At 69.6% G+C, this 18,284-nt stretch carries 18 protein-coding genes; 8 read left to right on the forward strand and 10 right to left on the reverse strand.

The features are described 5' to 3' along the window. Positions 1 to 19 precede the first annotated feature (19 nt). Genes rutD through rutA form a run of 4 tightly spaced genes read right to left on the reverse strand, consistent with a single transcriptional unit; the run spans position 20 to position 3,032 of the window. Positions 20 to 790, reverse strand: coding sequence for a pyrimidine utilization protein D (gene rutD, locus ACQY4O_RS18275; RefSeq protein ID WP_428377872.1), 771 nt, complete (start codon positions 788 to 790; stop codon positions 20 to 22). Beyond that, on the reverse strand, positions 787 to 1,185 hold the full coding sequence (rutC, locus tag ACQY4O_RS18280) for a pyrimidine utilization protein C (protein ID WP_428377874.1): 399 nt from the start codon (positions 1,183 to 1,185) through the stop codon (positions 787 to 789). The genes rutD and rutC overlap by 4 nt, the downstream gene beginning before the upstream one ends. Beyond that, positions 1,185 to 1,943, reverse strand: a complete 759-nt coding sequence (gene rutB, locus ACQY4O_RS18285) for a pyrimidine utilization protein B (protein ID WP_428377876.1) — start codon at positions 1,941 to 1,943, stop codon at positions 1,185 to 1,187. The genes rutC and rutB overlap by 1 nt, the downstream gene beginning before the upstream one ends. Next, positions 1,944 to 3,032: a pyrimidine utilization protein A gene (gene rutA / locus ACQY4O_RS18290; protein WP_428377878.1), complete on the reverse strand. Its 1,089-nt coding sequence runs from the start codon at positions 3,030 to 3,032 to the stop codon at positions 1,944 to 1,946. A 112-nt stretch (positions 3,033 to 3,144) separates the two neighbouring features. Between rutA and ACQY4O_RS18295 the strand changes: the two genes are divergently transcribed. Next, complete coding sequence (locus tag ACQY4O_RS18295) at positions 3,145 to 3,387, forward strand: hypothetical protein (protein WP_428377880.1); 243 nt, start codon at positions 3,145 to 3,147, stop codon at positions 3,385 to 3,387. 14 nt (positions 3,388 to 3,401) lie between these two features. Here the strand turns inward: ACQY4O_RS18295 and ACQY4O_RS18300 are convergent, their stop codons facing one another. Together ACQY4O_RS18300 and ACQY4O_RS18305 are read right to left on the reverse strand one after the other, a co-directional pair. Continuing rightward, positions 3,402 to 4,982 carry a S53 family peptidase gene (locus ACQY4O_RS18300; RefSeq protein ID WP_428377882.1) on the reverse strand — a complete coding sequence of 527 codons (1,581 nt, stop codon included), beginning with the start codon at positions 4,980 to 4,982 and terminating at the stop codon, positions 3,402 to 3,404. Positions 4,983 to 5,035: 53 nt separating this feature from the next. Further along, positions 5,036 to 6,139 carry a 2-aminoethylphosphonate--pyruvate transaminase gene (locus tag ACQY4O_RS18305; protein ID WP_428377883.1) on the reverse strand — a complete coding sequence of 368 codons (1,104 nt, stop codon included), beginning with the start codon at positions 6,137 to 6,139 and terminating at the stop codon, positions 5,036 to 5,038. A 111-nt stretch (positions 6,140 to 6,250) separates the two neighbouring features. On the opposite strand from ACQY4O_RS18305, the gene ACQY4O_RS18310 reads away from it, so the two are divergent. From ACQY4O_RS18310 to ACQY4O_RS18340, 7 genes are all read left to right on the forward strand, one after another. After that, on the forward strand, positions 6,251 to 7,297 hold the full coding sequence (locus ACQY4O_RS18310; protein ID WP_428377884.1) for a lysylphosphatidylglycerol synthase domain-containing protein: 1,047 nt from the start codon (positions 6,251 to 6,253) through the stop codon (positions 7,295 to 7,297). After that, the gene (locus ACQY4O_RS18315; RefSeq protein ID WP_428377885.1) at positions 7,294 to 7,974 is read left to right on the forward strand and encodes a CDP-alcohol phosphatidyltransferase family protein; all 681 of its coding nucleotides are present in this window, start codon (positions 7,294 to 7,296) and stop codon (positions 7,972 to 7,974) included. The genes ACQY4O_RS18310 and ACQY4O_RS18315 overlap by 4 nt, the downstream gene beginning before the upstream one ends. An 8-nt stretch (positions 7,975 to 7,982) precedes the next feature. Further along, positions 7,983 to 10,577, forward strand: coding sequence for an MMPL family transporter (locus tag ACQY4O_RS18320; RefSeq protein WP_428377886.1), 2,595 nt, complete (start codon positions 7,983 to 7,985; stop codon positions 10,575 to 10,577). A gap of 166 nt (positions 10,578 to 10,743) precedes the next feature. Then, complete coding sequence (locus ACQY4O_RS18325; RefSeq protein WP_428377887.1) at positions 10,744 to 11,805, forward strand: purine nucleoside permease; 1,062 nt, start codon at positions 10,744 to 10,746, stop codon at positions 11,803 to 11,805. A gap of 135 nt (positions 11,806 to 11,940) precedes the next feature. After that, a complete protein-coding gene (locus ACQY4O_RS18330) occupies positions 11,941 to 12,618 on the forward strand; it encodes a response regulator transcription factor (protein ID WP_428377888.1) in 678 nt (225 codons plus the stop codon). Between the two features lie 22 nt (positions 12,619 to 12,640). Next, entirely contained in the window at positions 12,641 to 14,149 is a 1,509-nt protein-coding gene (locus ACQY4O_RS18335; RefSeq protein ID WP_428377889.1) for an ATP-binding protein, read from the forward strand. After that, positions 14,136 to 14,384 (forward strand): hypothetical protein, encoded by a 249-nt coding sequence (locus ACQY4O_RS18340; protein ID WP_428377890.1) that lies wholly within the window; start codon positions 14,136 to 14,138, stop codon positions 14,382 to 14,384. The genes ACQY4O_RS18335 and ACQY4O_RS18340 overlap by 14 nt, the downstream gene beginning before the upstream one ends. A gap of 16 nt (positions 14,385 to 14,400) precedes the next feature. Here the strand turns inward: ACQY4O_RS18340 and ACQY4O_RS18345 are convergent, their stop codons facing one another. The 4 genes from ACQY4O_RS18345 to ACQY4O_RS18360 are packed head-to-tail and all read right to left on the reverse strand — an operon-like array spanning position 14,401 to position 18,254. Further along, positions 14,401 to 15,471 carry an aldo/keto reductase gene (locus tag ACQY4O_RS18345; RefSeq protein WP_428377891.1) on the reverse strand — a complete coding sequence of 357 codons (1,071 nt, stop codon included), beginning with the start codon at positions 15,469 to 15,471 and terminating at the stop codon, positions 14,401 to 14,403. After that, positions 15,468 to 16,145 carry a nickel pincer cofactor biosynthesis protein LarB gene (gene larB / locus ACQY4O_RS18350; protein ID WP_428377892.1) on the reverse strand — a complete coding sequence of 226 codons (678 nt, stop codon included), beginning with the start codon at positions 16,143 to 16,145 and terminating at the stop codon, positions 15,468 to 15,470. The genes ACQY4O_RS18345 and larB overlap by 4 nt, the downstream gene beginning before the upstream one ends. Further along, positions 16,145 to 16,975 carry a hypothetical protein gene (locus ACQY4O_RS18355; RefSeq protein WP_428377893.1) on the reverse strand — a complete coding sequence of 277 codons (831 nt, stop codon included), beginning with the start codon at positions 16,973 to 16,975 and terminating at the stop codon, positions 16,145 to 16,147. Before ACQY4O_RS18355 ends, larB begins: the two co-directional genes overlap by 1 nt. After that, on the reverse strand, positions 16,965 to 18,254 hold the full coding sequence (locus ACQY4O_RS18360) for a LarC family nickel insertion protein (protein ID WP_428377894.1): 1,290 nt from the start codon (positions 18,252 to 18,254) through the stop codon (positions 16,965 to 16,967). Before ACQY4O_RS18360 ends, ACQY4O_RS18355 begins: the two co-directional genes overlap by 11 nt. Positions 18,255 to 18,284 lie beyond the last annotated feature (30 nt).

The raw sequence follows: 18,284 nt of genomic DNA on the forward strand, positions 1-18,284 counted from the left end.
TGCGGAAGAGGGTAGCTTCCTACGCCGCCAGGAACTCCAGGCAAAGTGCCGCGAAGGCGGCAGCATCGGTCACATTGCAGGCATGGCCGCCGTCCAGGCGCGCCATCCGCGAGCCGGGCAGCAGCGCTGCGTGCAGGCGTTCGGAACAGACCGGGGGCACCAGCAGGTCGTCCTGCGAGACCACCAGCAGGGTCCGGCAGGCGAGCGCCGGCAGCAGCGGCGCGGCGTCGAAGCCGAGCAGGGCCGCGATGCGCAGCAGCGTGTTCTGGACACCAGGGAAATGTGCCGCCGCGTGGGCCTCGTCGGTGGCGAGCCGGGTGGCGTTGGCGGCCATCCAGGAGGACGGATACAGGAACAGCGGCTGCGCGCGCAGGTATGGCCCGATGCCGGCTTTCAGGAGCAGGTCGCGACGCACGTCGAAGCAGCGCACGGTATGCGGGTCCGGCTGCATCCAGCCATTCACCACCACCAGATGACTGACCAGCCCCGGCGCCCGGGCGGCCAGCGCCAGGCCGACCAGGCCGCCCAGGGCGTGGCCGATGAACCGGCAGGCGCGCGCGCCGAGGGCGTCGAGCACCCATGCTGCATCATCGGCCATGTCGGCGATGGCATAGGGGGGTTCAAGTGCGGCGGGACTGCGGCCGGTGCCGCGCTGATCGTAGGTGACGACGCGGTAATGCCGCGCGAGTGCCGCAAGGTTGGCAGACCAGTAGCCGCCCGAGCCGCCGAGCCCGGAGGACAGCAGGAGCACCTCGCCATCCTCGGGGCCGGTGCAGTCGAAATGGATCATCCCGCTGCCGGCTTGCCGACATGCGCGATGCTGGCGATCTCGACCAGCGCCTCGGGTTTCACCAGGCCGCATTGGATGCAGTAGCGCGCCGGCTTGTCGCCAGGGAAATACTCCGCATAGACGCTGTTCAGCGCCGCATAGTTGGCCCAGTCGGTCAGGAAGATCATGTTGAAGGTGATGTCGGCCATGCTGCCGCCGGCCGCCGTGATGACGCGCTTGATGGTCTCCAGCACGTGGCGCGTCTGCGCCGCCGCGTCACCCGGATGCACCACTTTGTTGGCGGCATCGAACGGCAGCGTGCCCGACACATAGACCACCCCGTCGGCCATGGTGCCGGGCGAGAACGGCGCGATCGGCACCCCGGTGCCCGGCGGGATGATCGCCTGCATCGGCATCACGCTGCGTCCTTAGGAGCGGCTTGTCTGACCGCGCCGCAGAAATCGGCCACGTTCGAGACCCAGCCGAAGAAGGTCTCGATATTGTACAGCGCCGCCTTCTGCACGTAGTCGGGACCGGCCTGGTGCGTCGCGTCTTCCAGGACGATGCCGAAATATTCGAGAAAGAACCCGTCGCGCAGCGTGCTCTCGACGCAGACGTTGGTGGCGATGCCGGTGAACACCAGCGTGCGTATGAAGCGGGCGCGCAGCAGGCTGTCGAGCTGGGTGTTGTAGAAGGCGCTGTAGCGCGGCTTGGCAATCACGAGGTCACCCGGCTGCGGCACCAGGGCATCAACCAGCGCGTAGTCCCAGCCGCCCTTCGCCAGCAGCGTGCCGTCCAGTTCCGGACGCTGCCGCATGGTCTTCAATGCGTTCGACTTGTGGAAGTTCGGCGAACCGGGACCGCCGGCTTCGATGTAGTCCGGGTCCCACCCGTTCTGGAACCAGACCACAATCATCCCGGCCGCGCGGGCCGCCGCGACCGCAACCACGATGCGGTCGATGGCCGCCTGCGCGCCGCTGATGTCGAAGCCGGCGAGATCGAGATAGCCGCCCTTGCTGGCATAGGCGTTCTGCATGTCCACCACGATCAGCGCCGACTGGCGCGGATCGAGCGACAGCGCCTCCGGGCGTGCGGGCAGCGTCACACGCCCGCCTTTGCCAGCATTGGGGCCGGAGCCATCAAGCGTTCCGGTTCCCGGAGTCTCGACGGTCATTCAGGCGGCCTCCACCGTGTTGGTGATATGGGAGCGCGAGCGCATCAGCGGCTGGATGCGGGTGCCGAACTGCTCGACCCCCTCGATGAACTCGTCGAAGGTGAGCAGCACCCCCTCGGTGCCGGGCACGGTCGCGACCTCGTCGAGCAGGGCGGCGACGGTCGCGTACGAGCCGACCAGGGTGCCCATGTTGATGTTCACCGCCGAGGTCGGGTTGGCCATCTGGCGCACGTTGGTGTCGGCGCCGGAGCGGGTGTCGGCGGCACTTTGCGTGGTGAGCCAGGCGAGCGCCGCGTGATCCGCACCCGCCTTGTAGTGCTCCCACTTCGCCATCGCCGCCGCGTCGGTCTCGTCGGCGATGATCATGAACAGCGCATAGGTGGTGACAAACCGGCCGGTGATCGCGGTGGCGTCCTGCAGCTTGGCCGCAGCCGGGGCAAATTCGGTCGGCGTGTTCACTCCCTTGCCGAAGCAGAAATTATAGTCGGCGTAGGTCGCCGAGAACATCATGCCGGCGTCGCTCTGCCCGGCGCAGATCAGCTTCATGTCGGCCTGCGGCCGCGGGCTGACCCGGCAGTCGTCCATCTGGAAGAACTCGCCTTTGCGGTCGCAGCGGCCGGTCTCCCACAATTCCCGCAGGATCTGCACGTACTCCGCCACGAACTCGTAGCGCCGCGAGAAGTACTCGTCGCCCGGCCACAGGCCCATCTGGGAATATTCCGGCTTCTGCCAGCCGGTGATGACGTTGAGCCCGAAGCGTCCGTGCGAGATGCTGTCTATCGTGCAGGCCATGCGGGCCGCGATCGCCGGCGGGATGGTCAGCGTGGCGACGGTGGCGAACAGCTGGATCCGGCTGGTCACCGCGGCGAGGCCGGCCATCAGGGTGAAGCTGTCGAGATTGTGGTCCCAGAACTCGGTCTCGCCGCCGAAGCCGCGCAGCTTGATCATCGACAGCGCGAAATCGAGACCGTGTTTTTCCGCGCGCTGCACGACCTCGCGGTTGAGGTCGAAGCTCGGCATGTATTGCGGCGCGTTCCTGGAGATCAGCCAGCCATTGTTGCCGATGGGGATGAAGACGCCGATTTTCATCACTGGCCTCGCTGGCGTTTGCTGCCGATGAAGCAGCAAGCGCCATGCCAATTGGTCAGGCTCCGGTGGGCAGGTAGGATCTCAATTCGAGGAGAAGGGGGGTTGTTGCCTGATGATTGTGCGCATTCTCTTGATCGCCATTCTGCTGGCGGCGGCGGCTCGCTCTGCCTTCCAAGGCTGGAACAGCTATCGCCGTCACCGGGTTCGATTGAGCTATTACTCGGACCAGTTCATGGCTCGCCAGTCGCGGCCGCGCCTGTATTGGGCGGCGATGACGCTGCACGCCCTTCTCGTCGCGGTGTTCGTCGGCAGCGCGCTGGCCCTGGCCCTCGAACTGATGCGACATTCAGGCTGAGACAGTCCCGGCGGTCAGACTCCGGCGCCACCGGTCAGGGCGTCGAACAGCGCCTGCCCATTTGGGCGGCCGAGCCCGGTGCAGGCATTCCAGCCGGCGCCGGCGTTGTAGCCGATCTCGCTGCCGGTCGGCTTGTTGTTGCCGCTGGTGATCGGCGCGGTGAGCGCCGGGTTCGCCGCGATATGGGCGTAGAGCCAGGTCGGCAGGAAGCCGACCGGGTTGGCGGCCTTCTGGTTGATCAGCGCGGTCAGACCGGCCCAGAGCGGCGCCACCGCGCTGGTGCCCCCCACGATCTCGGTCTGCCCATCCACCACCACGCTGTAGCCGCTGGCCGGCGCGGCATCGCCGCCCACATCCGGCACGCCGCGGCCCTTGCGGCCCGCGTTGACGCTGGGCGGCAGGGTCACGCCGGACTGGAAGGCGGGCACGTCGAACAGGTCGCTGATGCCACCCCCGGTGCCGCTGTCGCCGTCGTTCCAGACCACCTCATGGCTGATCGTGCTGCCCGTCTCGGTGACGTGGGTGCCGCCGCAGCCGGTCGCATAGACCGAGGAGGCGGGGAAATCGACATGTGCCTTGCCGTCGCTGACGCCGTCAGTGGCCAGGCTGTCCCCGGAGGCGACATAGACCGAGATGCCCAGCGCCGCCGCCTCCTGCAGCACCGAGTTCATCGTGGTGACGGATTGCCCGTCCCAGGTCGATTCCGGACCGCCCCAGGAGATCGAGATCACCGACGGCTTGTTGGTGGTGTCGTGCGCCGCCTGCGAGATCGCATCCGCGAAGCCGGCATTGGTGTTCGGGGTGAAATAGACCGCGATCGCCGCCCCGGGGGCCACGCCGCCGGCGACCTGGATGTCGAGGGCCACCTCGCCGTCGGCATCCGAGGCGGACTGGTCGTTGGTGGCACCGTCGACCAGCACCGCCACCACCTTCGGCGGCGTCAGGCGCATGGCCTGGAAGGCCTGCTGGGTGTCGCTGTCCTTGAACCCGCCGCCCAGCTCGATCAGGGCGATGGTCACGCCGCTGCCATCGACGCCGGTCGGGAAATCGTACAGCTCGGCCAGCTTGTTCGGCAGCACGCTCTGCGGCTGCGCGGTCCGCGGCCGGACGATGCGCGCCTGCGCCACCGGCCGCGCATCGAGCCCGAGTACGCTCTCGATGATGCCGTGCAGGTGCCGGGGGACCATCACGCTGCCGGTGCGGCCGCGGAAGGTGCCGCCGTCGCGCTCGTAGGTGGAGAGGCTGGTGCCGAACGCCGCCTCCATCCTGTCGGCGGTGCCACCCAGCCGTATCAGCCGCCGGGCCGGATCGGCCTCCAGCACGCTGAGCCCGTGGCCGGTCGCGAACGTCTCGATGCGCTGGATGTCGTCGCGATGGGCCGTCCGGCGGTGCCTGGCCAGGTGTTCGCGGCGCTCCTGCACGCTGCCGGCGAGCGCCGTCTCGGTGGTCTGGTGCGCATCACGCGGCTTGAGGTAGATGCTGACCTCGACCTGCTGGTCGCGCGGCGCCGGGCCGACCAGGCGCGCCCCGGCCGGGGCGTCGTGCCGGCTGCCGGGCAGTTCGAGCGGTGTGGCGCCTTCTGTCGTCGAACTCATGCCATGTGATCCTGTTCTGGGACGGTGTCGGGCGGCAGTCTAGGATGACCCACTCATGGTGACCCAGCCGGCTCCCCCTGCCATACCGTGATCCGGGCAATGCTTTCCAGGGCGCGCGCGATGTCGTGCTGGTCGATCGCCCCGATGCAGCCGATGCGGAACGACGGCGCCCGGGTGAGCTTGCCCGGATAGATCACGATGCCGTCGGCCTGCAGGGCGGCATAGAACCGGGCGAAGTCGAACTCCGGCCCGGGCTCGTCGAAGGTGACGATGATCGGGGCCTGCAGCGCCGGCGGCAGCGTCGTGCGGTAGCCCAGCCGCGCCATGCCGGCCGTCAGCATCGCGTGGAGGCGGAGGTAGCGGGCGAGACGCGCCGCCGGACCGCCCTCGGCGTCGAGCTGGTCCAGCGCCGCATCGAGGGCCGCCGCCACCTGGACCGGCGGCGTGAAGCGCCACTGGCCGTTGGCGGCGAAGCCGTGCCACTGCGCATGCAGGTCGAGGCCGAGGCTGTGCGACTGGCCGGCGGACTGCGCCAGCTGTTGCCGCTCCGCCACCACGACGGCAATCCCGGGCACGCCTTCCAGGCACTTGTTGGACGAGGCCATGACCGCGCTGGCACGGATGCGGCGCAGGTCGAGCGGCAGCGCGCCGAACCCGCTCATGGCGTCGATCAGCAGCCTTCGCCCGGCTGTGGCCACGATGTCCGAGACCGACCCGATCGGGTTCAGCAGGCCGGTCGTGGTCTCGCACTGCACGATGGCGACGTCAGTGATCGAGGGGTCCTCGCGCAGGATCGTCCGGACCCGGTCGGGGTCGACCGGCGCCGTCTCCGGCCAGCGTTCGACCGCGTGCGCGCGCCCGATCTGGCGCGCGATCGCCGCCATCCGTTCGCCATAGGCGCCGTTCGCCAGCACCAGCAACCGGCCGTCGCGCGGCACCAGCGTGCCGATCGCGGCCTCGATGGCAAAGGTGCCCGAGCCTGCCAGCAGCACCGCCTCGTGCGTCGCCTCGCCGTGCACCACAGCGGCCAGCCGCTGACGCAGCCGTGTGGTCAGCGCGACGAAGGCGGGATCGCGCGAACCCCAGTCCCGACCAAGTGCGGACCGGGTCGCTTCCGAGGTCGTGAGAGGGCCGGGCGTGAGGAGCAGGGTTCTCAAGAATTGGCGTTCCAACTATGTGTCCGCTCTGATCCGGCAGACCCGGCTTCAGGCGGGGCAGCTTAGCCCGAGCTCAACCTTGCCCGAGCCTGTGGAGATGCAAAAGCGCGCATGAAGCTGTTGACCCTCATCTCCGGCGCGCTCGGTGCCGGCCTCACCGTCTGGCTGCTGGCGCGCTTCGGCCTTGGCCACGTGCTCGGGCTGCTGCACCAGGCCGGCTGGGGGATCGTGCTGGTGCTGGCGTTCCACTTGGTGCAGGTGTGGTTTTCGGCACTGGCGTGGCGAGCCATCGCGGGCGGTAGCCCCGGCAGGCCGCGGCTGGGTGACTTCGTCCTGCTGCGCTGGGTGCGCGAAGGCGTGAACAGCCTGCTGCCGGTGGCGCAGGTCGGCGGCGAGTTCGTCTCGGCCCGCCTGCTGAGGCGGCGCGGCATGAGCCTGGCCTCGGCCACCGCCTGCACCGTCTGCGACCTCACCACCGAGATGGTGACCCAGATCGCCTTCACCATCACCGGCCTGCTGATCCTGCTCGCCCTGCTCGGCCGCAGCCAGGTCACCGACGAGGTGGTGGGTGCGATTCTCCTGGCCTGCATGGCGGCATTGGGATTCGTCGCCGGACAGTGGCTGGGCCTGGCCAGCCTGTTCGAGCGCGGGCTGATGCGCCTCGCCGGCCAGTTCGGCTGGCAGGGCATGGAGGAGATTGCCGGACTGCACCGGGCGATCCGGACGCTCTACGGCGCACCCGGGCCGCTCGCCGCGGCACTGCTGCACCAGTCGATCTCCTGGTTGCTCGGGACGTTCGAGGTCTGGCTGGCGCTGCACTTCCTCGGCCATGAGGTGTCCGTGGCCGCGGCGCTGGTGATCGAGAGCCTGTGCCAGGCGGTCAAGGCAGCCGGGTTCGTGGTGCCCGGGGCGCTCGGCGTGTCCGAGGGCGGCTACATTGTCGTGGGCGGACTGTTCGGCCTGTCGCCGCAGGTCTCGATCGCGCTGTCCCTGGTCAAGCGGCTGCGCGAGATCGGGCTCGGCCTGCCGGCGCTGGCCGCGTGGCAGTGGCTGGAGCATCATTGGACCGCGACGCCTGCTGCGTCGCAAGTGCCGGGATCAACACCGGAGCGGGGTGGCCGCATCAAGGCCGCACTGGATTACGGAGACGCGCCTTGAGCAACGACACCTGGACCCATGCCATGGCGCGCGGCGTGGTCCGTCCGATGATCGGCACCGGCGTCACGCCGAACCATCTGACCACCCTGCGGCTGCTGACCGGCATCGCCGCCTGTGCGGCACTCGCCGCCGGCCCGAACGTGCACGGGGCGATGCTGTGGGGCGGCCTGCTCTGGGTGCTGTCGGCGTTCCTCGACCGCATGGATGGCGAGCTGGCGCGCGTCGGCAACATGATGAGCCCGGGTGGCCACCGCTACGACTACATGGTCGATAACGGCGTGAACTGCCTGTTCTTCCTGGCAATCGGCGTCGGCCTGCGGCACGCGACCCTGCTCGGCCACCAGCTCGGCCTCTGGACAATCCTGATGGGCGTCGCGGCGAGTGCCGCGCTGATGCTCTGCAACTGGATGTCCGAGCGCTACGAGCAGCGCCTGCCGGGCGAGCGCACCTGGTCGGGCGCCTGCGGGTTCCACCCGGACGACGCCCTCTACCTGCTCGGGCCGGCGGCGTGGCTCGGCTGGCTGCTGCCGATCCTGGTGGCGTCCGACGCCGCGACCAGCGTGATGGCGCTGGTGATCCTGGTCCGGCTGCGGCTGCTGATCCGCAGGCAGGACAGCGTCCGGGACGGCGTTCGTGTGCCGGGGACCGCCGCCTCCGCCTCCGCCGCGACACGCTGAGCCGACGCATGCTGAGAGCTCCTCTCGGGCGACTGGTCGCCTTTTGTTCGCGTCGGGCGCTGCTGGTGGTGGTGCTGGCGACGGTGCTCGCCGCCGGCGCGCTGCTGGTCACCCGCGCGCGCCTCGGTGTCTCGACCGATACCGGCAACCTGTTCTCCGCGTCGCTGCCCTGGAAGCAGCGCGCCAATGTGCTGAAGCGGGACTTCCCGCAGAACGAGGACCTGCTGGTCGCGGTGATCCGCGCGGATATCCCCGAGGAGGGACAGGAGACCGCGCGGCAACTCGCAGCGGTGCTCGCCGCGCAGACCGCGCGGTTCAAGTCGGTGCGGCGCCCGGACGCGGACCCCTATCTGGCCCGCAACGCGCTGCTGTTCCTCGCTCCGAAGCCGCTCGAGGCGCTGCTGAACGCCACCATCGACGCGCAGCCGTTCCTGGGCCAGCTCGCCGCCGATCCGTCCTCGCGCGGCTTGTTCGAGGCGCTGGGGCTGATCGGCGACGGCATCGCGCACGGGCAGGCCAACCTCGCGAACTTCCAGGCGCCGTTGCGGGCGTTCGCCCGCAACCTCGGCGAAGCCGCCGCGGGGCATCCGACGCCGCTGTCCTGGCAGCGCCTGCTGACCAGCTCGCTGAGCGATCTCGGCGGCCAGTACCAGTTCGTCGAGACCCAGCCGCGGTTGAATTTTGGCTCGTTCGCGCCCGGCGGAGTCGCCACCGACGCGATGCGGGCGGCGATCGCAGCGCTGCCCGAGGTCCGCGCCGGGCACGCGCAGGTCTATATCACCGGCCAGGTGGCGCTCGACGACGAGGAGTTCGCCTCGGTGGCGGAGGGCGCCGTCAAGGAGCTGATCGCGTCGCTGGTGCTGGTGACGCTGTGGCTGTTCCTCGCCGTGCGCAGCTGGCGGATCATCATCCCGATCGTCATCGTGCTGCTGCTGGGCCTGCTGCTCACCACCGGCTTCGCGGCGATCGCGGTCGGCACGCTGAACCTGGTGTCGGTGGCGTTCGCGGTGCTGTTCGTCGGCATCGCGGTGGATTTTGCGATCCAGTTCTCGGTGCGGTTCCGCGCCCAGCGCCATGGCACCGGCCAGCCGCTGCCGCTGCTGCTGTCGCTGTCCGAAACCGGTCGCGAGACCGGGGTGCAGATCCTGATCGCGGCGTCCGCGACCGCCGCCGGCTTCCTCGCCTTCACGCCGACCGCGTTCCGGGGCGTGGCGCAGCTCGGGCTGATCGCCGGCGTCGGCATGCTGATCGCGTTCGCCTGTACGCTGACCGTGCTGCCGGCGCTGCTGATGCTGTTCGGCTACCTGCCGACCGGCGTCGACGAGGGGTTCGCCTGGGCCCGTCGCTACGACCGGCTGTTCCGCCGCAACCGCCGCCGGCTGATCGCGGGCTTCGCGGTGCTGGGGCTGGCCGGCGCCGCGCTGCTGCCGCTGCTGCGCTTCGACGGCGACCCGCTGCACACCAAGAACCCGAACTGGCCCGGCATGCGGGCCCTGCACCTGCTGATGAACAACCCGCAGACCAGCCCGTACAGCGCCGAGATGCTGGTGCCGGACCTGGCCGCCGCGCGGGCGCTCGCCGTGCGCCTGGAAAAGCTGCCGCTGGTGAGCGACGTGCGCACGCTGGACAGCTTCGTGCCGACAGACCAGGACCAGAAGCTGCCGCTGATCCAGGACGCCGCCTCGCTCCTGCTGCCGACCCTGCTGCCGTACCAGGTGGCGCCGGCTCCCGACGCGGCGGCGATACGCGCCGCGATGCTGAAAACCGTCGCCAGCCTCGCGCCGGTGCTGGGCAAGCTGACCGCCGATGACCCGCTGCGCGCCATCACCGCGGCGCTGCAGATCCTGTCGAAGCGTCCGGACGCGGACCTGCTCGCCGCCAACCGGGCGCTGGTGCAATACCTGCCGGTCACACTCGACCAGCTGCGGACGGTGCTGCAGGCCAAGCCCACCGGCCTCGGGGATGTCCCGCCCGGGATCGCGCGTGACTGGATCCTGCCGGACGGGCAGGCGCACATGGAGGTGCATGTCCGCAACGGTGCGTCGGACAGCGCCACGCTGAACCGGTTCCTGCGCGAGGTCCGCGGCGTCTATCCGAACGTGTCCGGCTCGGTGGTGACCATCATCGCCAGCGCCAGCACGATCGTCTCGGCCTTCAAGATCGCGGCGCTGTCGGCGCTGGCGATGATCGCGCTGATCCTGCTGATCGCGTTGCGCCGGCTGCGCGACGTGGCGCTGGTGCTGGCGCCGCTGCTGCTGTCGGCGATGCTGACGGTGATCCTGTGCCTGGTGCTGCGCCAGCCGCTCAACTTCGCCAACATCATCGCGCTGCCGCTGCTGCTCGGTGTCGGCGTCAGCTTCAACATCTATTTCATGATGAACTGGCGCGCCGGCATGCGTGATCCGCTGGGCTCCCCCACGGCGAAGGCCGTGCTCTTCTCGGCTCTGACCACCGGAACCGCCTTCGGCTCGCTGGCGCTGTCGCACCATCCGGGCACCGCCAGCATGGGCCGGCTGCTGCTGATGAGCCTTGCCTGCACGCTTCTTGCAACCCTGGTGTTTGAGCCGGCGCTGCTACCCCGCCGCCGCCAGGACCCCCACTAGGAGACCATCCGATAATGCTACTACGCTGGTCATCCGACGCGGCTGTCTGCGCTTCCGTTGCTCACGGCCAGGAGGCCGCTCCGCTCCGGTTCTCGACCGCCACGACGGGCGGCGCCAAGGCGCCTCTGACTCAGCGTAGCGCATTCTCGGACGGTCTCCTCGCCTGATGCGGGGCACGCTGCTTGCTGTCTTTGCCTCCCTGGTGCTCTTGGGAGGTGCGGCGCAAGCGGCGGGGCGCATCCCCGTGCGAGTGGTGGTGGTGACCACGTTCGAGTTGGGCGCCGATACCGGGGACAAGCCGGGGGAGTTTCAGGATTGGGTGGAGCGGCTGCCGCTGCGCACCGTGCTCCCATTTCCGCAGGGTTATCATCCGCTGCGCTACAATGCTTCGCTTGGGGTCCTCGGCATGGTCAGCGGCGAGGGGCCGGCGCGTATGGCGGCCTCGATGACTGCGCTGGGTGATGACCCTCGCTTCGACCTGAGCCGCGCCTATTTCGTGCTGGCCGGCATTGCCGGGATCGACCCCAGGGCAGGGTCGGTGGCGTCCGCTGCCTGGGCGAAGCACGTCGTCACCGGCGAGGCGCACGAGATCGACGCCCGCGAGATCCCGTCCGGCTGGAGCACCGGCACCGTGCCGCTGACCCGCACCACCCCGTTCGAGCAGCCGGCACCCGACGCGTCCGGGATCTGGGGCACCTCGTTGTACACGCTCGATGGCGGCCTGGTGGACTGGGCGTACCGGCTGACGCGCGACATCGCACTGCCGGACAGCGCGCCGCTGCAGGCGATCCGGGCGCGCTACACCGAGGACGCGGCGGCGCGGCGGCCGCCCTTCGTGCTGGAGGGCGATACGCTGGCATCCGGCATCTTCTGGGTCGGCGGCCGCATGAACGACTGGGCCGAACAGTGGGTGCGCTACTGGACGCATGGCCAGGGCGTGTTCGCCACCACCGCCGAGGAGGATGGCGGCATGATGCAGGCGCTGACCTTCCTGTCGCAGGCGCACAAGGTCGATCTCTCCCGGGTGCTGGTACTGCGCACCGCGAGCAACTACGACATGCCGCCGCCGGGCGAGAGCCCGGCTTCGTTGCTGGCGCAGGAAGGCGGCGAGGCGGGCTACTCCGCGTACGTCCCCTCGCTGGACAGTGCCTATCGCGTCGCAAGCCCGGTGGTGCTCGAACTCGCGAAGCACTGGAGCCGCTATCGGGGCCACCTGCCGGGCCGATAGGTCGTCGGGAGCAGGCGAGAAGCGGGACAGTATCCGCATCGATCGCGGCTGACTCTGAACCCGAATTTACTGGAACGCCGGGCTTGCCGGGCGATCAATATTTCCGCGGACCGCGACGGCGACGCAGGAACCATCATGAGCCGCATGCTGCTGATCGAGGACGATGTGGAGACGGTCGATGAGGTGGCGGGCTATTTCCGCAGCCGGGGCTATGACGTCGATTGCGCCACCACTGGCCCTGACGGGCTGACCCAGGCCACCGCCGGAAGCGCCGATGTGCTGGTGGTCGATCGGATGCTGCCCGGGCTCGATGGCCTGGCGATCCTCGGCACGCTGCGCCGCAACGACATCCGGACGCCGGCGCTGGTGCTGAGCGCGTTGTCCGAGCTCGACGATCGCGTGCGTGGATTGCGCGCCGGCGGCGACGACTATCTCGGCAAGCCGTTCGCGCTCAGCGAGCTTGCCGCGAGGATCGAGGCCCTGCTGCGCCGGCCGGTCACCGGTGCGGAGACGATGCTGCGCGTCGGGCCGCTGGAACTCAACCTGATCACCCACACCGCACGACGCGGCAGCAGGACGCTCGAGTTGCTGCCGCGCGAATTGCGGCTGCTCGAATACATGATGCGGCGCGTCGGCCAGACCGTGACCCGGACCATGCTGTTCGAGGATGTCTGGGGCTACAACTTCACGCCCCGCTCAAACCTGGTGGACGTGCATATGGGCCGCCTGCGCCGCAAGCTTGATCTCAACCGCGAGGAGGAGCTGCTCTCGAACGTGCGCGGCGTCGGCTTCGTCCTGAGATCGCCGTCCTAAGCTGAGGCATTGGCACTTGCCGTTGTCGGACCATAACCTGTCACAGCAGGCAAGCCGCGCGTCGGTATCGGTCCCGGGAGCCAGCCTGATACGCCGGCTGCGCCGTGCCACCGCCACGTCGGTGTTCCGCTGGACGCTGTCCATTGCCGCCGGCTTCGCGGCGATGGCCCTGATGCTGTTCGGTTTCATCTACTGGCAGACCGCCGTGCTCGAACGCCAGAAGCTCGACAAGTCGGTCGTGCTCGAGGCAGGGCTGCTGACGCGGGCCCCGAAGCCGGAGATCGCAGCCCGGCTGGCGGCCTGGCTCGCGGACGATCCGCATGGTGTGCGCTACGCCGGGCTGTTCCGGCTCGATGGCGGCCACCTGGCGGGGAATCTCCTCGGGTTCCCGAAGCATCTTCCGGTCGACGGGCGTGCCCATCGCGCCGTGTTCAAGGAAATCGACCAGGACCATGACGGCGATGACCCGGAGGTGGTGCGAGCGGTGGCGACGCCGGCGGATGCCTCCCGGGTGCTGGTCATCGGCTACGATCCCGAGGAGCTCGAGGACGTTCAGGAGATGATCCGTCGGGCACTGACGCTGGGCCTGGTGCCGGCCCTGCTGCTCTCGCTGGTCGGGGGAACCTGCCTCGCCTGGCGGGCGCAGAGTCGGATCGCGTCCGTGCACGAAGCGATCGCCCAGATCATGCAGGGCCACCTGAACGGGCGCCTGCCGGTTCACGGAACCGGCGATGACCTGGACCGCCTGGCGGCTGCGGTGAACGGCATGCTCGATCAGATCGAGCGCCTGATCGAAGGCATCCGCGGTGTCAGCGACAGCATCGCGCACGACCTGCGGACCCCGCTGACACGCGTGCGCAACCGGCTCGAGCGCTCGCGCGAGGAAGCGCTCACGCGTGAGGACTTCCAGGGTGCCGCGGACCGGGCCATCGCGTCGGTGGATCAGGCGCTGGCCGTGGTCTCGAGCCTGCTACGGATCAGCGCGATCGACCATGGCCATCGCCGGGAGGCCTTCACCCGCGTCGATCTCGCCGAGGTGCTGACGGAAGCGGCCGAACTCTACGAGCCCCTGGCCGAGGAGAAGGACGTCATCCTGAGGCTGGAGCTCCAGCCCGGGTCCATCGTCGTCGGCGACCATGACATGCTGCTCGAGGCGATCGGCAACCTGCTCGACAATGCGATCAAGTTCGCGCCGGTGCATACCGCGGTGACGCTTGCGCTGACGGCCGAGGTGTACGGCCTGCGCATTCGCATCGAGGATAGCGGGCCCGGGATCCTGCCGGGTGAGCGCGACCGCGTGCTGCAGCGGTTCTACCGGTCAGAGCGCAGCCGCAGTGTTCCGGGTAGCGGATTGGGCCTGAGTCTGGTCGCGTCGGTGATGGCGCTGCACGGGTTCAAGCTCGAGATCGGCGACGCGGCGCCCGGCTGCGTCGTCGACCTGCATTGCTCGCCCGCGATGCCATGGATCCTTCGCAACCACCAGCACGGACCCGCCTTGCATGACAGACCGGCCGCACATGAAGACCGCTGAGAACTGGCGCCGCTGCGTCGTCAACCTGCAACACGCGACCGAGCGGATGCAGGCGACGGCGGATGCGATCTCGCCGGAACTGCCGGACCGCGGCGCCTGCACGATACCGGACATCGAGATCGTGCTGGCGCGCCACCTGACGACCTTCGGCGACTACACCGTGGCGCTCTCCTGCCTGCATGCCCTGCTGGCGGCGCACGGCATCGTCCCCGTGCGTCACACGACGGACGACTGAGCGGCCGCCGGGGCGATCAGACCTGGGTCAGCCATTGCGGGTTCTTGCCGGTGCCGTCGAAGTGCGGCGAGATCTTGTAGTGCTCGGTCGCGCCGGTGCGGCCGATCTCGGCACTGCGCGCCAGCAGGGCATCGCGGAACTCGGCTGTCGGCGGCGTGAAGCTGCGCACCGCCTCCAAGGCCTGGTGCAGGATCGGCATGCTGTCGATGCCGGTGACCTGCAGGCTGATCGGCAGCCCCATCGGATATTGCAGCATCTGGATCGGCGGCATGACGCGCGACTTCAGGATGAAGTCGTCGCCGAACGCCTTCATGCCGATGATGCCGGTGCCGGCTGCCACCGCGATCGGCACCACCATCTGCTCGAAGCTGTCAAAGTGCGCGTCCATGATGTTCAGCGGCATCTGCACGGTATCGAAATGGAAGTCGTGCGCTTGCGCGACCGCGAACATGTGGGCGTGGATCTTCGGGCTCTTGTGCCCGGTGAAGCCGATATAGCGCAGCATGCCCTGCTCGCGGGCGCGCAGCACCGCCTCGAGCGCGCCACCGCCCGCAAACACCCGCTCCGGATCGTCCATGCGTATGATCTCGTGGAACTGCAGCAGGTCGAGATGGTCAGTCTGTAGGCGGCGCAGGCTGGTCTCGATCTGGCCCATCGCCGCCTTCGCGGTGCGGCCGTCGATCTTGGTCATCAGGAAGGTCTTGTTGCGGTAGCCTTCCTGCGACAGCGCACGCCCGAGGCGCACCTCGCTCTCGCCGCCATTATAGTCCCAGCAATTGTCGCAGAAGTTGATGCCCGCATCGAGGCCGGCATGCACGACGCGGATCGCCTCGGCGTTGGTCATGCCGCCCGGCCTGGCGAGATGGAACCCGCCCATGCCGACCAGGGAGACCGCCTCGCCGGTGCGGCCGAGCGGGCGGTACTTCATCTCGGGATGCTGCGCAATGGAGGCGGTGACGGTGCCGGGCGCCGGCTTCGCCGCATCGTCGAGCATGGCGGCTGCCGCCGGGGCCGCCGGCATCGCATCGAGAGCGGCCGTCGCGCCGACACCGACGGCCGTGGTCTTGATGAAGTCGCGTCTGTTCATGAGGGCACTTCCTTGTTGTGGAGCAGGAGGGCATTCAGGACCCGCAACGCGGCGCAGGCGGCGCCGTATCCGTTATCGATGTTCACGACCGTGATGCCGGGCGCGCAACTTGCGAGGATGGCATCGAGGCCGGCACGTCCGCCGGCGGCGACGCCGTAGCCGACCGACGTCGGCACCGCGATCACCACGCCCGGCACCAGGCCGCCGATTACGCTGGGAAGTGCCGCATCCATGCCGGCCACGACGATCACCACCTGGTAGCGCCGCAGCTCCGCCACCCGGTCGAGCAGCCGCCACAGGCCGGCCACGCCGACATCGACGATCTCGGTGCTGGCGTGGCCGGAGAAGCGCAGGGTGCGCGTCGCCTCGCGCGCGACCGGAACATCGGAGGTGCCAGCGGTGACGATCGCGATGCGGGGTCCGGCCGCTTCCGGCAACGGAGCCGGATCGCCCTGCCAGGCGGTGTGCGAGACCGGGTCCCAGTCAAGCCGCACGCGCACCGTCGCGGGCAGCGCTTCGAACTTCGCAGGCTCCAGGCGGGTCAGCAGCAGCGCGCGCGCCGGATCCGACTCCAGGATCGCCGTGACCTGGGCCACCGACTTGCCGGCGCAGTAGATCGCCTCGCCGAAGCCGATGCGCGCGGTGCGTTCGAGATCGAGCCTGAACTCGCTCATCAGCGCGCCGTCAGGAACGCGCTGCCGGTGCGATAGGGCGCGAACCGAACCGGACGCAGCTCGCCGGCGCGACGCGCCATCGCCTCGATCTCGCGCAGCAGGTCGGACCGGCCGGCCGGCAACGCCTCCAGGCTCGGCGCGTCGAGCTCCACCACCATGCCCTCGGCGCGCACCCGGCAGCGCACGGTGGCCGGCCGCAGGCGCCGGGTGACCGTGCGCTCGACGTCATGCACGAGGGCGAGCGTCGCCGGCTCGATGGCAATCCCGGTCTCGATCCGGCTCGACAGGCATGGCGCCGACGGCAGTTCCGCAAGCGTGCCGAGCCCGAGCAGGCGCGCGATGCGCCGGACGGTGGCCTTGTCGATCCCGGCTTCGACGAACGGATGCCGCACGCCGTGCAGGCGGGCTGCCTGCAGGCCGGGGCGATAGTCGCCGAGATCATCCGTGTTGGTGCCGGACAGCACCGTGACGCCGGTCGCACCGAGACGCTTGACGATGCTGCCGTACAGGCTGGTCTTGCAGAAGAAGCAGCGATTGACCGGATTGGCACGGTAGTCCGCATCGGCGAACTCGCCGGCGTCGAAGATCGCCAGGCGCCAACCGCGCGCGTGCGCCAGCGCCCGGGTCCGACCGGTCGCTTCCTCCGGCACCGCAGGCGACGTCGCATGGTGCATGACCACGGCCGCGCCGAGCGATACGTGGGCCGCCGCCGACAGGGTGAGGCTGTCGATGCCGCCGCTCACCGCGACCGCCGCACCCGACCCGTGCAACCCGGACAGGACCTGCTGCAGCCGCGCCAGCGCGTCGGCCGCCGACGGTTCAGCGTTCATCCTCTCGGCTTCCATCCGCTCGGCCTCCATCAACATCTCCCTCGGCGGCCTGCTCCGCCCGCCGTCTCAGTTCCTGCCGCCCGGCATGGCCCGGCGCCGCCCCGAGATGGTCGGCCTCCGCCTTGCCGGTCCGGCCCCCGGGACGATCCACCAGCTTGACCTGCACCGGATGCCCGTCGACCCGCACCTGGCGCATCCGCCGATGCAGGGCGCGCCCTTCCACCAGATGGGTCCGCAGCCCGATGGTGGTGGTCTCGGCAAAGCAGGCCTCGACCACCCGGTCCAGTCGATCCGGCGCCGCGAGGACCTGCACGTGGACCGCGAGGCGCCCCTTCTTGCCGATCGTGGCCCATTGCACGACGTCGTGCACCTCCGGCATGTCGCGCAGCCGGTCCAGGCCGGCGGCAAGGTCCTCGCCGGACTGGTCGTCGACCTCGAAGGCCACCACGCCGAGCAGGCGATGCGCCGCCTGCGTCACCGGTTCCGCCGAGCCGTCCGTATGCAGCACCAAGGCGCGCAGGCAGTTGCTGATGCCGGGGAGCCGCCTGGTGCCGAAGCCGATGCCGGTTGCCCCGAGCCGGCCGGGCGGCCGCGGCTGCAGTCGGCCAGTCGTGCGCAGCCAGGCGAGGATGGCGGCACCCGTGGGCGTGATCCGCTCGCCGGCCACGCCGTCATCGATGACGGCGAAGCCGTCGAGCAGCAGGGTGGTGGCCGGCGCCGGCACCGGCATGATGCCGTGCGCGGTGCGCACGCGGCCGGACCCGAGCGGCAGGGCGGACACGCTCCAGCTGGTGGCGTCGCCGAGGGCTGCGACCAGGGAAGCGGCGGCCACGATGTCGGCGATGGAGTCCGCGGCGCCGACTTCGTGGAACGCGACCGCGTCGGGCGCCACGCCATGCACGCGGCCCTCGGCCTCGGCCAGCGCGCCGAAGATCCCGACCGCGTGTCGCGCCAGGTCAGGCGGCAGGCCGCAGGCGAGCAGGTCGTCGCGGATGCGGCGCCATTGGACATGCCCGTGCCCGTGCTGGTGTTCGTGATGCCCGTGCTCGTGATGATGCTCGTGAACCGGGTCGTCGGGTGCTGCGGTCGTATCGGCAACTGCAAAGCGCGCACCGGCCAGGATGCCGTCATCGTGCCGGACGAGCGTGCAGGACACCGGCGCCGAGCGCTGCACGCAGGCGATCACCGCACCGGCGTGCTGCGGAAAGGCATCGAGCATTGCGGCGGCGAACATGTCGCCGGCGACCCCGCCGATCGCATCGAGATGGACGTGCATCATCGACCGTCACTCCACCCGTCCGATACCACA

The sequence above is a fragment of the Lichenicoccus sp. genome (genome assembly GCF_965277665.1).
Taxonomy (GTDB): Bacteria; Pseudomonadota; Alphaproteobacteria; order Acetobacterales; family Acetobacteraceae; genus Lichenicoccus.

What these genes read in the sequence shown, in the direction of transcription:
- ACQY4O_RS18300 (WP_428377882.1), bottom strand. Translation starts at nt 4,982, where the DNA reads ATGAGTTCGACGACAGAAGGCGCCACACCGCTCGAACTGCCCGGCAGC.
- ACQY4O_RS18340 (WP_428377890.1), top strand. Translation starts at nt 14,136, where the DNA reads ATGAAGACCGCTGAGAACTGGCGCCGCTGCGTCGTCAACCTGCAACAC.
- ACQY4O_RS18320 (WP_428377886.1), top strand. Translation starts at nt 7,983, where the DNA reads ATGCTGAGAGCTCCTCTCGGGCGACTGGTCGCCTTTTGTTCGCGTCGG.
- ACQY4O_RS18360 (WP_428377894.1), bottom strand. Translation starts at nt 18,254, where the DNA reads ATGATGCACGTCCATCTCGATGCGATCGGCGGGGTCGCCGGCGACATG.
- rutB (WP_428377876.1), bottom strand. Translation starts at nt 1,943, where the DNA reads ATGACCGTCGAGACTCCGGGAACCGGAACGCTTGATGGCTCCGGCCCC.
- rutD (WP_428377872.1), bottom strand. Translation starts at nt 790, where the DNA reads ATGATCCATTTCGACTGCACCGGCCCCGAGGATGGCGAGGTGCTCCTG.
- ACQY4O_RS18355 (WP_428377893.1), bottom strand. Translation starts at nt 16,975, where the DNA reads ATGAACGCTGAACCGTCGGCGGCCGACGCGCTGGCGCGGCTGCAGCAG.
- ACQY4O_RS18345 (WP_428377891.1), bottom strand. Translation starts at nt 15,471, where the DNA reads ATGAACAGACGCGACTTCATCAAGACCACGGCCGTCGGTGTCGGCGCG.
- rutC (WP_428377874.1), bottom strand. Translation starts at nt 1,185, where the DNA reads ATGCCGATGCAGGCGATCATCCCGCCGGGCACCGGGGTGCCGATCGCG.
- ACQY4O_RS18330 (WP_428377888.1), top strand. Translation starts at nt 11,941, where the DNA reads ATGAGCCGCATGCTGCTGATCGAGGACGATGTGGAGACGGTCGATGAG.
- ACQY4O_RS18295 (WP_428377880.1), top strand. Translation starts at nt 3,145, where the DNA reads ATGATTGTGCGCATTCTCTTGATCGCCATTCTGCTGGCGGCGGCGGCT.
- rutA (WP_428377878.1), bottom strand. Translation starts at nt 3,032, where the DNA reads ATGAAAATCGGCGTCTTCATCCCCATCGGCAACAATGGCTGGCTGATC.
- ACQY4O_RS18310 (WP_428377884.1), top strand. Translation starts at nt 6,251, where the DNA reads ATGAAGCTGTTGACCCTCATCTCCGGCGCGCTCGGTGCCGGCCTCACC.
- ACQY4O_RS18325 (WP_428377887.1), top strand. Translation starts at nt 10,744, where the DNA reads ATGCGGGGCACGCTGCTTGCTGTCTTTGCCTCCCTGGTGCTCTTGGGA.
- larB (WP_428377892.1), bottom strand. Translation starts at nt 16,145, where the DNA reads ATGAGCGAGTTCAGGCTCGATCTCGAACGCACCGCGCGCATCGGCTTC.